The organism is Enterobacter sp. ECC-175 (assembly GCF_043968675.1).
Lineage (GTDB): Bacteria > Pseudomonadota > Gammaproteobacteria > Enterobacterales > Enterobacteriaceae > Enterobacter.
The window spans coordinates 728320-743441 of record NZ_CP143776.1 but is presented as its reverse complement, the minus strand read 5'-3'; the positions used below and the strand labels follow the sequence as shown (position 1 = coordinate 743441).

Sequence of the window (15122 nt, the reverse complement as noted above, 5' to 3'; positions counted from 1 at the left end):
TTTGAACTACATGTGCGCGGCAATTAAGCGCTGGTTATCCTGGTACATCGCAAACAAATAGTTGTTATAGCGTTGTCCCTGCGTGGAATACCCTTTCAGCTTGTGAATCATGGTGCTTGCAGTAACTTCCTGATCCGCTTTACGCAGCTGCGCGCGCGACTTGCGGAAAGAAGAGTAGGCTGGGTGCGTATTCAGATTAACCACATAGGCGTTAACTGAATCCTTCACCGATTCAAACTGGGAATAGCCTTTCACTTTACCTGGCGCATTGGTACAACGGCCTTTCATGCACTTCATGCCGAAAAGGTTGTTGTTGTTTCGCGCAAGCTTAGAGGTTCCCCAGCCGCTTTCTGCGGCTGCCATCGTGGCGACCATGCTGCCGGGAATAATATCCACGCGTTCAAGCAGCGAGTTCCACGGCACACGGCGGGTGTTACCGTTCCAGCTCACCTTATAGCGTTTGGCGATATTCTGCAGACGCTTACGTTCGGACGGCGACCAGCGGCTATCGTACTGCTTGGAAATTAGCCAGTTACGATCTGCCGTAATCGCAGCATTTTGACTTGTTATATAAGGCATTACCGTCCGGAGAAACGCTTTTTTTCGTGGTGTCCCGGAAGGGTATTTTCGCAAATCAGGAAGTGAACTACTCTTTGCACTATTGCGAGAATACTCTTGTTTACTGCTAACCTTACTTTTACTCGTCGTCTTTATGACGTGGGCTTTCTTACTCGTTGTATCCGTGTGCGTCTTCGCAAGCACCCCACCCGAAAATGCAAGGGTGAGTAACATGAGTATCGAAGCCCCATATCGTCGAATGGGAGTCGATATCATTAGGTCTCCTGGCTGGATTTATTCATTCCAACACCTTATTTTTTTCTCGAAATTGAGAGCGGAATCTCAAATCATACCAAAAATAGACTGCAAGAGCACGTTTAGAAATAGTCCAAATCCGAAACCATGTCATCTCAAACGTGCTCATTAAAACGCCAAATCTAAAAAATTGTGTGCGATATCGCAGATAACGCTCTGGATTTGCGCGGGATCACTCATCCTTTGATGTCCTCCCGCCCGAACGCGTCAGAGGAGGATTTTTTCATTTGCAGCGGGTGCCACACTGGTTAAAAATCCCGCGACAGGAAAATGGAATGAAACGCTCCACTTTGGCACTTATGCTCTTACCCGCAATGGCGCATGCCGGCTGGTCGTCGGCGGACTTTACTGCTTTCAAAAAAGACAGTGCTGGCATTTTCACCAGTACGGCAGCGCTGACGAAGGGTACCCGCCCTCTGACCCTGCGTTTTGACAACGCGTGCTGGCAGCCGGCCGATGCGATAAAACTCAACGAGATGCTGTCGCTCAAACCCTGTGAAGGTACGCCGCCGCAGTGGCGTCTGTTCCGCGACGGAGATTATCAGATGCGCATCGATACGCGCTCCGGCACGCCAACGCTCATGCTTACGGTGCAAAGCGCGGCTGAAAAACCCGTTGCGGGCGCGGTGCGCCAGTGCCCTAAATGGGACGGCAAGCCGCTGACCATTGATGTGAGCAATACGTTCCCGGAAGGCTCCGCGGTGCGGGATTTCTACAGTAAACAGATCGCCATGGTACAAAAGGGCAAAATTACCCTCCAGCCCGCGGCCAACAGCAACGGCCTGCTGCTGCTCGAGCGCGCCGAAACTGACAAACCCGCCCCCTTTAGCTGGCAAAACGCCACCGTCTACTTCGTGCTTACCGACCGCTTCGTTAACGGCGATCCGACGAATGACAACAGCTATGGCCGCCACAAAGACGGGATGCAGGAGATTGGCACCTTCCACGGCGGCGATCTCAAGGGGCTCACCAGCAGGCTCGATTATCTGGAAAAATTGGGCGTTAACGCGCTCTGGATAAGCTCTCCGCTGGAGCAGATCCACGGCTGGGTCGGCGGCGGAACGAAAGGCGATTTCCCCCACTACGCCTACCACGGCTACTACACGCAGGACTGGACGAAACTGGATGCCAACATGGGCACCGAAGACGATTTACGCCAGCTTGTCGACGAAGCGCACAGGCGCGGCATCCGCGTATTATTCGACATCGTGATGAACCACGCGGGCTACGCCACGCTGGCCGATATGCAGGAATACCAGTTTGGCGCCCTCTACCTGCAGGGCGATGAGCTGAAAAAAACGCTGGGTGAACGCTGGACGGACTGGAAGCCGGGCGCGGGGCAAAGCTGGCACAGCTTTAATGACTACATCAACTTTAGCGATAAAGCGGCGTGGGAAAAATGGTGGGGGAAAAAGTGGATACGCACCGATATCGGCGATTACGACACCCCGGGCTTTGATGATTTGACCATGTCGCTGGCGTTCCTCCCTGACCTGAAAACGGAATCGACGATGCCTTCCGGCCTGCCGAACTTTTATCAGCATAAGCCCGACACGCAGGCGAAAGCGATACCGGGATATACGCCGCGCGACTATCTGACCCACTGGCTTAGCCAGTGGGTGCGGGATTACGGTATCGACGGTTTCCGCGTCGACACCGCCAAACACGTGGAGCTTGACGCGTGGCAGCAGCTGAAGGATCAGGCAAGCCAGGCGCTGGCGGCGTGGAAAGCGTCTAACCCGGATAAAAAGCTCGACAACGCGCCGTTCTGGATGACCGGCGAGTCCTGGGGCCACGGCGTCATGCAGAGCGATTATTATCGCCACGGCTTTGACGCGATGATCAACTTTGATTATCAGGAGCAGGCGGCAAAAGCGGTGGATTGCCTGGCCGATATCGACCCGACGTGGCAGCAAATGGCGGAAAAGTTGCAGAGCTTTAACGTGCTGAGCTACCTCTCCTCGCACGACACGCGCCTGTTCCGCGAGGGCGGCCAGCGCGCCGCTGAGCTACTCCTGCTGACGCCGGGCAGCGTGCAGATCTATTACGGTGATGAATCAGCGCGTCCGTTTGGCCCAACCGGCTCTGACCCGCTTCAGGGAACCCGTTCAGACATGAACTGGGAGGAGATCGCGGGTAATCAGGCCGCGACCGTCGCGCACTGGCAGATTTTAGGCCAGTTCCGCGCCCGCCATCCGGCGATAGGCGAAGGCTCGCAAAAAACGCTGGCGCTGAAGCAAGGATACGGCTTTGTGCGCGAGCACAACGGCGATAAAGCCATGGTGGTGTGGGCGGGGAATTTCTAATTCTGTCCCCTCACCCCGCCCTCTCCCCAAAGGGGCGAGGGCGAAAAGACGGCTCCTGGCGATCCCCTCTCCCCTCCGGGGAGAGGGTTAGGGTGAGGGGCAAACTTCACCAGAACGATTCACTGAATAAATCAAAATCGACCACATAAAAATACAAATCCGACCACACCCGCCGATTTGCACCCTCACGGTGCTAGCGTTATGGTTACCCACTCTCAAAATAAGCACATTAGATCACCTGCTATGACGTTTTCACTTTTCGGCGACAAATTCACCCGCCATTCAGGCATTACCCGCCTGATGGAAGATCTTAACGACGGGCTGCGTACACCGGGCGCCATCATGCTCGGCGGCGGAAATCCGGCTCAAATCCCGGAGATGAATACCTATTTCCAGACGCTGCTGGCACAAATGCTGGAAAGCGGCAAAGCCACCGATGCGCTTTGCAATTACGATGGCCCTCAGGGTAAGACCGAGCTGCTGAAACTGCTCGCCGACATGCTGCGCGAAGAGCAGGGATGGGATATCGGACCACAGAATATTGCACTGACGAACGGCAGCCAGAGCGCCTTTTTCTACTTATTCAACCTCTTTGCAGGACGCCGCGCAGACGGCACCACGCGAAAAGTCCTGTTCCCGCTGGCGCCGGAATACATCGGCTATGCGGATTCCGGCCTCGAAGAGGATCTGTTTGTTTCAGCTCGACCAAACATTGAGCTGCTGCCGGAAGGCCAGTTCAAGTATCACGTGGATTTTGAGCATCTACATATCGGCGAAGAGACGGGCATGATCTGCGTTTCGCGCCCCACCAACCCAACCGGTAACGTGATTACCGACGACGAGCTGATGAAGCTGGACGCGCTGGCAAACCAGCACGGCATCCCGCTGGTCATCGATAACGCCTATGGCGTGCCGTTCCCGGGAATTATCTTCAGCGAAGCGCGCCCCCTGTGGAACCCAAACATCGTGCTGTGCATGAGCCTCTCCAAGCTTGGCCTACCGGGCAGCCGCTGCGGGATCATCATTGCCAATGAAAAAATCATCACCGCTATTACCAACATGAACGGCATCATCAGCCTTTCCCCCGGCGGGATTGGCCCGGCGATGATGTGCGAGATGATTAAGCGCAACGACCTGCTGCGCCTGTCTAACGAGGTGATTAAGCCGTTCTACTACCAGCGCGTGCAGGAAACGATTGCTACCCTTCGCCGCTATTTGCCTGAAGAACGCTGCCTGATCCACAAACCGGAAGGAGCGATTTTCCTCTGGCTGTGGTTTAAGGATCTGCCGATCACCACCGAGCTGCTTTACCAGCGCCTGAAAAAACGCGGCGTGCTGATGGTGCCAGGCGATTACTTCTTCCCTGGCCTGGATAAACCGTGGCCGCATACGCACCAGTGCATGCGCATGAACTACGTGCCCGATCCGGATAAAATCGACGCGGGCGTGAAGATCCTGGCCGAAGAGATTGAAAAAGCGTGGCGTGAAGGCGGGCAATAACGGTTAAGCCAGGTTTCGCAGCCGTTCCGTGCGAAGTCTGGCAGGATCAATACAGCTTAGCGCGCGTGTCGGACACGCCTCTACGCAGGCGGGTCCGCCCTCGCGATGGGCGCACAAATCGCACTTCAGCGCCCGAGCGCGGTTGTCTACCCGGCGAACCTGCATCGCGCCAAACGGGCACGCCACCACGCAGCTTTTGCATCCGATACAGCGCGCCTGTTCCACCAGCCAGGCCCCGGCATGGCGGTGAATAGCCCGCGTCGGGCAAACGTTCGCGCACGGTGCGTCTTCACACTGATGACAGCCCACCGCCGTGGTATACGTATCGCCTTTAACGACCCGAATGCGGGAAGAAAGCGCCCCTGTAAAGGCGGGAGCGCCCTCCTGCATATCCTGATGTGCCACCGAGCAGGCGACTTCGCAGGTACGACAGCCGATGCATTTCGCCGCATCTGCCATGATAAATCGGTTCATCCCTTCCCTCCTCATTCAGACCGTTAGGTAAGCTTGCCAGATGAGCGCGCGTCGCTGCCATGATCGAAACGGCAGAAGAAGAAATAAACCTTAAGCGTGGCGCTTTTTTTAAAAACGCCAGCTCACTCCCGTCAGCAGCGCAAAGCTGTCGTCACGGTCAATCATCGGGCTGTTCTTCACGTCAGCAGGCAGCACGCTGTAGACCGCGCTGGCCGTCAGGAAAAGGCTCTGCGTAAGCTGGTACCTTGCGGTAAGGCCAACGTACGGGCTCCAGCCGTCGCCGGCAGAGTATTGATTCAGACCGCTGCGGCGAGATTCACTGCCCGACACGCCGTAGTAGTAATCGTTATAGCTGGCGTCACTGTAGAAAACCCCGGCGGAGGGGATCAGCGTCAGGCGCTCCATGCGGACGGGATGGAAATAAGACACCTCACCAACCAGGCCGCCGCTCTCGTCCATCACATCGCCGGAAACGGCCACCTTCAGGCTTCCCCAGCGCTCATGGCGGGAGTAAGCGCCGCCCAAAAATGCGGAGGCCTTGCGCTCATCCAGCCGTTTCATCCGGGCGTCATCGTTATCATCCGGATCAAAGTGCAGCGGCATCCAGGAGGCGGTAAGGCTGATTTCGTTCTTATTGTCTTTCCACAAGATCCAGCCGCCCGTTGCCTGACGGATATAGAAGCTATCGCCTTCATAGCTTATTAATGGCACCGCCGTGGTATTTTTGTTATAGCCTTTGTAAGGAGACTCATTAAATACCGCCCCCGCACCCAGTGAAAATTCACCGGCCATTGCGGATGATGATGCAAATAACGCGGCAGCAATAAGCAAATTCTTTTTGATAATCATTCCATGCGATCCATTTAAACGCCAAGCGAGCGAGGCGAATAATAATGGTTACAAAATTATCAATGCAATGCCGCTATTTATATAATATTATATATAAAATCATATAGATGGGTTCTGATGATGAATAAGCTACAGTTAAAACCCCGTGAGCTAAAAATCATTTCCGTGATCGCCGCCACGCACAGCATCGGTGATGCCGCCGCATTTCTGGGAATGGCGCAGGCTAACGTCAGTAAATACCTGTCTGATTTTGAAACGCGTATCGGTCTAAAGGTTTTTGAGCGCACTACCCGGCATCTGGCGCTAACCCAGTTTGGCGAAGCATTACTCCCTTACGTTAATGCCGCACTTGATAAAAATAGCCTGCTCATTAATTTCATCGCAGATTATAAACATGAAAAACGCGGTAAAGTGACGATTTACGCCCCTACGGGGATCGTGAACTATCTTGCACGCCAGGTGATTCACCAGATTGAAGAAATCGGTGATATTCGCATTTCGTTAAAAACGTCCAATCTGGGGCGTAATGAGTTTTCTGAAGGCGTCCCATTTCCCGATGACTGCGATATATTAATTACCTACGCCCAGCCTAAAGACGAAAGTTTAGTTGCCAGCGTTTTAGCAAAATATTCCATCACGGCATTTGCGACAGCAGAATATTTAGAAAAGCATCCTATCAACGGCCCTGAAGAGTTAATTAACCATTCGTGTATCTTAATTGACTCAATGCTGGTGGATGATGCCAATATCTGGCGTTTTCACGATCGTGAAAGCGGAGAAATACATGATTACAGAGTGACCGGTAACTATATTTGCGACAACACCCAATCCGCGCTTGAACTGGCGAGAAATCATCTCGGTATCGTTTTTGCGCCAAAAGAAAGCCTGAAAAATGAGATTATAAGCGGCATGCTTATACCCTGCTTCCCGCATCAGGATGAGTGGTGGCTGGATCTCACGGCCATTTTTCGTAAACGCGAATACCAGCCCTGGCGCGTGCAGTACGTCCTTGACGGCATACTAAACTGCCTGCGCCAGCAGATAGCTCAGGCCGCACTCGGACGGCCCGAGCAGGAGAATTAAAACAGCCCCAGCGGTTTATCGGAATAGCTAACCAGCAGACATTTCGTTTGCTGGTAGTGTTCCAGCATCATCTTGTGCGTCTCTCGACCAATGCCTGACTGCTTATAACCACCAAACGCCGCGTGCGCCGGATAAGCGTGATAGCAGTTGGTCCATACGCGCCCGGCCTGGATGCCCCGCCCCATCTTATAGGCCTGGTTCCCGTTGCGGCTCCAAACGCCCGCCCCCAGGCCATACTGCGTATCGTTGGCAATCTCCAGCGCCTCGTCCATGGTTTTGAAGGTTGTGACGGCCAAAACCGGGCCGAAAATTTCCTCCTGGAAGACGCGCATTGAGTTTTGCCCGTACAAAATCGTTGGCTCCAGGTAGTATCCCTCCTGAAGATCGCCGCCCAGCACCTTCCGCCGCCCGCCGGTCAGCACGTCTGCGCCTTCCTTTTTGCCGATATCAATGTAGTTGAGGATGGTTTCTAGCTGTCCGTGCGAAACCTGCGCACCCATCTGCGTCACGCCGTCGAGCGGGTTGCCGCTGCGTATCGACTCAACCCGCCGAATTGCCCGCTCCATAAAGCGCTCATAAATGGATTCCTGAACCAGCGCGCGGCTAGGGCAGGTGCAGACTTCGCCCTGGTTAAAGGCAAACAGCGCAAACCCTTCCAGCGCTTTATCAAAGAAGGCATCTTCCTCATCCATCACGTCGGCAAAGAAGATATTCGGCGACTTCCCGCCCAGCTCCAGCGTGACGGGAATAATATTCTGCGTCGCATACTGCATGATCTGCTGGCCCACTTCCGTCGAGCCGGTAAACGCGATCTTGGCGATGCGCTTTGACGTCGCCAGATATTCTCCGATCTCGCCTCCCGCGCCGTTGACCACATTAATCACCCCCGGCGGGAGCAAGTCGCCAATGACCTCCATCAGCAGCAGCACCGACAGCGGCGTCAGCCGGGCGGGCTTCAGGACAACGCAGTTCCCGGCCGCCAGTGCGGGCGCCATTTTCCAGCTCGCCATCAGAAGCGGGAAATTCCACGGGATAATTTGCGCCACAACCCCGAGCGGCTCGTGAAAGTGATAGGCCACCGTTTCGCTATCCACCTCGCTGATCCCGCCCTCCTGCGCGCGAATGCAGGAGGCAAAATAGCGGAAGTGATCAATCGCCAGCGGGACATCCGCGGCCATCGTTTCCCGAATAGGCTTGCCGTTGTCCCACGTTTCCGCGGTCGCAAGAAGCTCCAGGTTTTGCTCCATCCGATCGGCAATTTTAAGCAGGATAGCGGCTCTGTCCTGAACGGAGGTGTGCGCCCACTTCTCTTTAACGCCGTGCGCCGCATCCAGCGCCAAATCGATATCACGCCTGCCCGAGCTGGCTATCTCGCACAGCGGCTGGCCGGTAACGGGCGTCAGGTTTGAATAGTATTCACCGTCAACGGGAGCTACCCAGCTGCCGCCGATAAAGTTGTCATAACGGGGTTTCAGCTTAAGCGGAAAGCCATATTCACCTGGCTGAATGCGCGATGAGGGAGGATTGTTGGTCATGACCGTCTCCATGCTGTGGGGATATAACAAGGGTAGTCACGGCTGGCTGTTTTCTCGCCAGCTAAAAACAGGTTTACGAGCTATATCACGGATTGCCGTTGTTTAACCCTCATGAAGCGAGCGGGGCATCACGCCCCGCCTCTTCACTGCCTGCCTTAGGGAAACAGCCGCGCGTCGCGAAGGATATGGTCATTGCCGCGACGGCGCGTAAAGCCGATGCGGTTAAAATATTCCAGGATCTGAATCGCCAGCTTTCGCCCCACGTTGAGCCGGTCGCGGAAGTCCGCCGCGCAGGTTGAACCACGCTCCCGATCCAGCTCGCGGATCAGGTTTGCAAACGCCACGATGCGATCGTTGCGGTAATAACGATCCTTCACGATCGCCACAATCAGCCCCTGCTGCGCCGCGTGCCGCAGCACCTGCCGCATTATCTGCTCGTCGGCGTGGATTTCGCGCGCCAGGTCGCGAACCCACCACGGCTCGTCGCCAAACAGCGGCGCCGCCTGTTGCCAGATAGCCTCCTGTTCGGCCGTGAAGCCGGCTTTGTGCTCCGGCAGGTGCAGCCAGCCGTGGTGGCTGCTAATCACGCCGCTCTCGCGCATGTTTTCAATCAGCAGCAGCACCAGCGCCTCGTCTTCCATAGGTAGCGCCATGCGCCGCAGGCGCTCGCGCCCCGGGCCTGGCTCATCCTGGTGCTGTTCGTGATAGGTGGCGAGCGTGCTGAGGATTTTGCGCTGCCAGCGCGCCGCGACGGGCGCACTCAGCAGGTTATACCCGGCCTGGATAAAGCCCGGCTCCTGCGTCAGCGCGCGCAGGCCTTCGCCGCTCAGCTGGCGCGCCCACGCGAAGTCGCCAAGGTTGACCGCGCCCCGCTCGAGGTGAACATTCAGCGCGGCTTTATCGTCCGCGGCCTGCGCGAGCGACGCCAGCCACTGGAGATACTCCGGCTTGCGCTTGCCGCGTCTCGGCGGGTTGAGCGCCACCACGCGGGCGCCAGCCAGCGTTTCCCGCGCGGAAATGTCGCGCAGCACCAGACGGTCGTTATCCGCAAGCCAGAGCGGGCTATCCAACACCAGCTCGGCAAGATCGTTTTCCAGCAGGGAGACGCGCCCGGTAATGCGGCTGGCCGCGTGGTGGATATGCAGCGGCTGCCATTGCGTCAGCGGGGTATGCGTTTGCAGGGAGACAATCACCCGCTCGGACGGCTCGGGCGGCTCGTCGGCCAGCAGCCAGTCGCCGCGGCTTAGCTGCTCTTTCTCCGCATCACCGGCGATGTTCAGGGCGATGCGCTGCCCCGCGTGGGCGTGTTCCGCGGGCTGGTTTTGCGCATGCAGGCCGCGCACGCGCATCGGCCTGTTGACGCCCGTCAGCCACAGCGTATCCCCCACCTTTACCTCACCGCTGAGGGCCGTCCCGGTGACCACAAGGCCCGCACCCTTAACGGTGAAGGCCCGATCGATAGCCAGGCGGAAGCGGTGCTGCCCGGCCGGCTCGCGGGCGGGTAGCTGCAGCAGGTGCTGGCGAAGCGCGTCGATGCCGCGGTCCTGCGTCGCCACGGTGACGAAAAGCGGCGCATCGGCAAAGCCAAATTCATGCAGGGTCATCTGCACCGCGCTGCGCACCTCTTCAATACGGGAATCATCCACGCGATCGGCTTTGGTCAGCGCCACCGTCAGCTGCGGATTTCCGGTCAGCTGGAGTATGGCAAGGTGTTCGCGCGTTTGTGCCATCACGCCGTCATCGCACGCCACCACCAGCAGCGCATGGTCAATGCCGCCCACGCCTGCCAGCATATTCGCGAGAAACTTTTCGTGACCCGGCACGTCGATAAAGCCCAGAACGCGGCCATCGGGCTGCGGCCAGTAGGCATAGCCCAAATCGATGGTCATGCCGCGTTTCTTCTCTTCCGGCAGGCGGTCGGCATTCACGCCCGTGAGCGCCTGCAATAGCGTCGTTTTTCCGTGGTCGACGTGACCGGCGGTGGCAATGATCATTTCAACAGCATCTCCAGAAACCGCTTTTCATCTTCAAGACAACGTAAGTCCAGCCACAGGCGGCCATCGTAAATACGGCCAATGACCGGCACCGTCAGCGCGCGCCAGCGGGCCGATAGCGCCTCAAGCTGGCTCCCGCGCCCGTCGCGCGGCGTAAACGTGAGCGCCGCGCTGGGCAGCCGATCGACGGGGAGTGAGCCACTGCCGATCTGCGACTGGCACGGCTCTAGGCGCACGTCAAAATCAGGGTAGAGGGGCGCAACCTGCGGCAGCAATAGCTCGCCCTGAGCGCGAATCGACGCCGCGTCGCGCGACAGCATACGCAGCGTTGGAAGGCGTTCAGCCAGCTTTTCCGGGTGCAGATAAAGCCGCAGCGTGGCTTCCAGCGCGGCGAGCGTCATTTTATCGGCGCGCAGCGCGCGCTTGAGCGGATGCTGCTGCAGCTGCGCAATCAGCGCGCGCTTGCCGACGATAATCCCCGCCTGCGGCCCGCCGAGGAGCTTGTCGCCGGAAAAACTCACCAGGCTCACGCCAGCGGCGATCATCTCCTGCGGCATCGGCTCTTTTGGCAGCCCGTACTGGCCTAAATCCACCAGCGAACCGCTGCCGAGATCGGCTATCACCGGCACGTCCAGCTCGCGTCCGATCGCGGCAAGCTCGGCCTCTTCAACCACTTTGGTGAAGCCTTCAATATGGTAATTGCTGGTATGTACCTTCATCAGCAGCGCGGTGTTTTCATTCACCGCCGCGCGATAATCTTTAGCGTGGGTGCGGTTCGTGGTGCCCACCTCGTGCAGGGTACATCCCGCCTGGCGCATCACGTCCGGAATGCGAAACGCTCCGCCGATCTCCACCAGCTCCCCGCGAGAAACAACGACCTCTTTACCGCTCGCCGTGGCGGCCAGCATCAGCAGCACGGCGGCGGCATTGTTGTTCACAATGCAGGCATCTTCCGCGCCGGTAAGCTGGCACAGGAGATCCGCCAGCGCGCGATCGCGGTGGCCGCGGCCCGCACCGTCAAGATCGTACTCCAGCGTAACCGGTGAACGCATGGCCTGCTCAACCGCCTCAACGGCTTCCTCAGCCTGCTGCGCGCGGCCCAGGTTGGTGTGCAGCACCGTACCGGTCAGGTTGATGACCGGGCGCAGCGCGCTTTGCGCATTCTCAACCAGCCTGTTCTCCACTTCCTGCCCCCACGCGCTGCACCAGTCGGGCAGCGCATTCTCCGCCTGAATATGCCGCCGGGCTTCGTCCTGAAGCAGGCGCAGCATCTCCACCGTCGCGGTATGGCCGAAACGCCCCAGCGCGCGGAGAATATCGGGCTGACGAAGCAGACGGTCAGTAGCAGGAATTTGGCTGTAGAGGGAATGATGAGTAGTCATGGAAACGCCCGGCGAGTAAATTTCACCCCCCTCCCGACGGGAGAGGGAGTTAGTATTGGGAGGGATTGTACAACCTCTCGCCGCGAAGTGTTATAACCCGAATCAAGCCTTTGGCGGTTCGGTGCGCGCAAAGCTCTCGCGCTGGAAGAGCGTTTCGGCAAGCTTCACCAGCAGCGGGCGCTCCACGCACCAGCCCGGAGAAACGCGGCGAAAATTGAGGTAGTCGATGGCGCAGGCAATCGCAATCGTCGCCAGATTTAGCTCATCGCTGCGAATTTTCCCCTGCTGTATCAGCTGCTCGCACATGTCCAGACTGCGGCTGATTTTTTCGCGCTGGCGCAGCAGCTCGGTTTCCGACTGCTGCGCGGCGGGCCTTGCCTGTTCGCGCACGGACGCAAGCGCGGCGTCCATAATGCCGTCGGCCAAGGCTTCGATCTGCTTCACGGCCAGCGCCGCTTTGGGCTCAGCGGGCACCATCGCCGGGGCGATGCCCAGCAGCTCGATGTACTCCGCAATAATCGGGGAATCAAACCAACACTCGCCATCGTCGGTGACCAGCGCAGGGACTTTTCCCAGCGGGTTATACCGCGCAACGCCGCTCTCCGCGCTGTAGGGCTGTTCATTCACAAACTCAAATTCGATCCCCTTCTCCAGCAGAAGAATCGAAATTTTACGCACGAAAGGGCTGGTATAGCTGCCGATGAGTTTCATTGCCTGCTCCAGGATGCCAACAAAGAGGTCAGTATGGATCATGCACAGAAAAATGGCAGGTAGCCGTATCGCATTCCCTGATTGCGGTAATGCGTTTGCCCGCGATCGCTCCCGGAAAGATCCGTATAAAAATATTTTGTGAAGATAGTCACAATACAGAAACAAACACCACACAATATAGTGTGATTGAAATCACAAAATACCCTCCATCACGCCTGTTTTTTGCGCAAAGATGATTTTTCATACGCCATATTTGTGATGGCGATCACTTCATTAACGTCCAGTCACCCTATATTTACGTGATTGAGATCACACAATTTTTCGCTGTCTGGACAGTTGAACGATTCAGTGCCAGATTTCACAGCATCAGAACAGGGCTCGGCTACCTCTGCCGCCGCACGTTAACAATAAACCTCGGGCCGCAGGCCTAAGCGTAAACAAAAGAAGGGGTGTTTTATGTCATCCGATTTCAAGATCAAAGTGCAAAGCTTTGGTCGCTTCCTCAGCAATATGGTGATGCCAAATATCGGCGCGTTTATCGCGTGGGGTATCATCACCGCGTTGTTCATTCCAACAGGGTGGTTGCCTAACGAAACGCTGGCGAAACTGGTTGGCCCAATGATTACCTATCTGCTGCCGCTGCTCATCGGTTATACCGGTGGTCGTCTGGTCGGCGGCGACCGCGGCGGCGTGGTCGGTGCAATCACCACCATGGGCGTGATCGTCGGTGCGGACATGCCGATGTTCCTCGGTGCGATGATTGCCGGCCCTCTGGGCGGCTGGGCAATTAAGAAGTTCGACGTTTGGGTTGACGGTAAGATCAAGTCCGGCTTCGAAATGCTGGTGAACAACTTCTCTGCGGGCATCATCGGGATGATCCTCGCGATTCTGGCGTTCCTCGGCATTGGCCCTGCGGTTGAAGTCCTGTCCAAAATTCTGGCGGCGGGCGTTAACTTCATGGTGGCACACGACATGCTGCCGCTGGCGTCTATCTTTGTTGAACCGGCGAAAATCCTGTTCCTCAATAACGCTATCAACCACGGCATCTTCTCGCCGCTGGGTATTCAGCAGTCACACGATCTCGGCAAGTCCATCTTCTTCCTGATTGAAGCGAACCCGGGTCCGGGTATGGGCGTACTGCTGGCGTACATGTTCTTCGGTCGCGGCAGCGCGAAGCAGTCTGCGGGCGGCGCGGCGATCATCCACTTCCTGGGCGGTATCCACGAAATTTACTTCCCTTACGTGCTGATGAACCCGCGTCTGATCCTGGCCGTTATCCTCGGCGGTATGACCGGCGTGTTCACCCTGAGCGTGCTGGGCGGCGGCCTGGTTTCTCCTGCGTCTCCGGGCTCCATCCTGGCGGTGCTGGCGATGACGCCGAAAGGCGCGTACTTCGCGAACATCGCGGCTATCTGTGCGGCAATGGCGGTCTCCTTCGTTGTTTCGGCCATCCTGCTGAAAACCAGCAAGGTGAAAGAAGACGACGACATTGAAGCGGCAACCCGCCGTATGCACGACATGAAAGCAGAGTCCAAAGGCGCGACTCCGCTGGCGGCTGGCGAAGTATCCAACGACCTGAGCCACGTACGTAAAATCATCGTTGCCTGCGACGCCGGTATGGGCTCCAGCGCAATGGGTGCAGGCGTGCTGCGTAAGAAAGTGCAGGACGCGGGCCTGACCAACATCTCCGTCACCAACAGCGCGATAAACAGCCTGCCGCCGGACGTTGACCTGGTGATTACCCACCGCGATCTGACCGAGCGCGCCATGCGTCAGGTACCTCAGGCGCAGCACATCTCGCTGACCAACTTCCTCGACAGCGGCCTGTACTCCAGCCTGACCGAGCGCCTGGTTGCCGCGCAGCGTCACGAAGACAATGAAGTAAAAGTGCGTACCAGCCTGCAGGACAGCTTTGACGAGAGCAATGCGCACCTGTTCAGACTCGGCGCGGAAAATATCTTCCTTGGCCGTACCGCCGCCACGAAAGAGGAAGCCATTCGCTTCGCGGGTGAGCAGCTGGTTGCAGGCGGCTACGTTCAGCCGGAATACGTTGAAGCAATGCTGGAACGTGAAAAACTGACGCCAACCTACCTCGGCGAATCCATTGCGGTTCCGCACGGTACGGTTGAAGCGAAAGACCGCGTGTTGAAAACCGGCGTCGTGTTCTGCCAGTATCCGCAGGGCGTTCGCTTCGGTGAAGAAGAAGACGATATTGCCCGCCTGGTGATTGGTATCGCCGCTCGCAACAACGAGCATATCCAGGTGATTACCAGCCTGACCAACGCCCTGGACGACGAGTCCGTTATTGAGCGTCTGGCCAACACCACCAGCGTGGAAGAAGTTCTGGCACTGCTTAACAAATAACAGCGCCTCTTCCCTCTCCCCCCGGGGAGAGGGCTAGGGTGAGGGGGAGAA

The 15122-nt window shown here is 57.2% G+C and carries 11 protein-coding genes; 4 read left to right on the top strand and 7 right to left on the bottom strand.

Annotated elements, in window-relative coordinates:
- Window positions 1–6: 6 nt before the first annotated feature.
- Window positions 7–834, bottom strand: a complete 828-nt coding sequence (locus V1599_RS03570; protein WP_112011934.1) for a protein bax — start codon at window positions 832–834, stop codon at window positions 7–9.
- 314 nt (window positions 835–1148) lie between these two features.
- Between V1599_RS03570 and V1599_RS03565 the strand changes: the two genes are divergently transcribed.
- Window positions 1149–3179, top strand: a complete 2031-nt coding sequence (locus tag V1599_RS03565) for an alpha-amylase (protein WP_395301034.1) — start codon at window positions 1149–1151, stop codon at window positions 3177–3179.
- Window positions 3180–3422: 243 nt separating this feature from the next.
- Window positions 3423–4679 carry a valine--pyruvate transaminase gene (gene avtA, locus V1599_RS03560; protein ID WP_297120156.1) on the top strand — a complete coding sequence of 419 codons (1257 nt, stop codon included), beginning with the start codon at window positions 3423–3425 and terminating at the stop codon, window positions 4677–4679.
- Between the two features lie 3 nt (window positions 4680–4682).
- Here the strand turns inward: avtA and V1599_RS03555 are convergent, their stop codons facing one another.
- On the bottom strand, window positions 4683–5153 hold the full coding sequence (locus V1599_RS03555) for a 4Fe-4S dicluster domain-containing protein (protein WP_297120154.1): 471 nt from the start codon (window positions 5151–5153) through the stop codon (window positions 4683–4685).
- A 108-nt stretch (window positions 5154–5261) separates the two neighbouring features.
- Window positions 5262–6002 carry a MipA/OmpV family protein gene (locus tag V1599_RS03550; protein ID WP_297120152.1) on the bottom strand — a complete coding sequence of 247 codons (741 nt, stop codon included), beginning with the start codon at window positions 6000–6002 and terminating at the stop codon, window positions 5262–5264.
- Between the two features lie 117 nt (window positions 6003–6119).
- Here V1599_RS03550 and V1599_RS03545 point away from each other — a divergent pair, with 117 nt between their 5' ends.
- Window positions 6120–7085: a LysR family transcriptional regulator gene (locus V1599_RS03545; protein ID WP_395301033.1), complete on the top strand. Its 966-nt coding sequence runs from the start codon at window positions 6120–6122 to the stop codon at window positions 7083–7085.
- Here V1599_RS03545 and V1599_RS03540 read toward each other — a convergent pair.
- The 4 genes from V1599_RS03540 to V1599_RS03525 form a co-directional block, all read right to left on the bottom strand.
- Window positions 7082–8620 (bottom strand): aldehyde dehydrogenase family protein, encoded by a 1539-nt coding sequence (locus tag V1599_RS03540; RefSeq protein WP_112011928.1) that lies wholly within the window; start codon window positions 8618–8620, stop codon window positions 7082–7084. The two genes, V1599_RS03545 and V1599_RS03540, sit on opposite strands and share 4 nt — an antisense overlap.
- A gap of 155 nt (window positions 8621–8775) precedes the next feature.
- Entirely contained in the window at window positions 8776–10614 is a 1839-nt protein-coding gene (selB, locus tag V1599_RS03535) for a selenocysteine-specific translation elongation factor (RefSeq protein ID WP_395301032.1), read from the bottom strand.
- Entirely contained in the window at window positions 10611–11996 is a 1386-nt protein-coding gene (selA, locus tag V1599_RS03530; protein WP_395301031.1) for an L-seryl-tRNA(Sec) selenium transferase, read from the bottom strand. Before selA ends, selB begins: the two co-directional genes overlap by 4 nt.
- Before the next feature lie 102 nt (window positions 11997–12098).
- On the bottom strand, window positions 12099–12707 hold the full coding sequence (locus V1599_RS03525) for a glutathione S-transferase (RefSeq protein WP_395301030.1): 609 nt from the start codon (window positions 12705–12707) through the stop codon (window positions 12099–12101).
- Window positions 12708–13163: 456 nt separating this feature from the next.
- On the opposite strand from V1599_RS03525, the gene V1599_RS03520 reads away from it, so the two are divergent.
- A complete protein-coding gene (locus V1599_RS03520) occupies window positions 13164–15071 on the top strand; it encodes a PTS mannitol transporter subunit IICBA (protein ID WP_395301029.1) in 1908 nt (635 codons plus the stop codon).
- Window positions 15072–15122: the final 51 nt, after the last annotated feature.

Coding starts and splice junctions, on each gene's coding strand:
- V1599_RS03555 (WP_297120154.1), bottom strand. CDS start 5,153: ATGAACCGATTTATCATGGCAGATGCGGCGAAATGCATCGGCTGTCGT.
- V1599_RS03540 (WP_112011928.1), bottom strand. CDS start 8,620: ATGACCAACAATCCTCCCTCATCGCGCATTCAGCCAGGTGAATATGGC.
- V1599_RS03525 (WP_395301030.1), bottom strand. CDS start 12,707: ATGAAACTCATCGGCAGCTATACCAGCCCTTTCGTGCGTAAAATTTCG.
- selA (WP_395301031.1), bottom strand. CDS start 11,996: ATGACTACTCATCATTCCCTCTACAGCCAAATTCCTGCTACTGACCGT.
- V1599_RS03550 (WP_297120152.1), bottom strand. CDS start 6,002: ATGATTATCAAAAAGAATTTGCTTATTGCTGCCGCGTTATTTGCATCA.
- V1599_RS03565 (WP_395301034.1), top strand. CDS start 1,149: ATGAAACGCTCCACTTTGGCACTTATGCTCTTACCCGCAATGGCGCAT.
- selB (WP_395301032.1), bottom strand. CDS start 10,614: ATGATCATTGCCACCGCCGGTCACGTCGACCACGGAAAAACGACGCTA.
- V1599_RS03545 (WP_395301033.1), top strand. CDS start 6,120: ATGATGAATAAGCTACAGTTAAAACCCCGTGAGCTAAAAATCATTTCC.
- avtA (WP_297120156.1), top strand. CDS start 3,423: ATGACGTTTTCACTTTTCGGCGACAAATTCACCCGCCATTCAGGCATT.
- V1599_RS03520 (WP_395301029.1), top strand. CDS start 13,164: ATGTCATCCGATTTCAAGATCAAAGTGCAAAGCTTTGGTCGCTTCCTC.
- V1599_RS03570 (WP_112011934.1), bottom strand. CDS start 834: ATGATATCGACTCCCATTCGACGATATGGGGCTTCGATACTCATGTTA.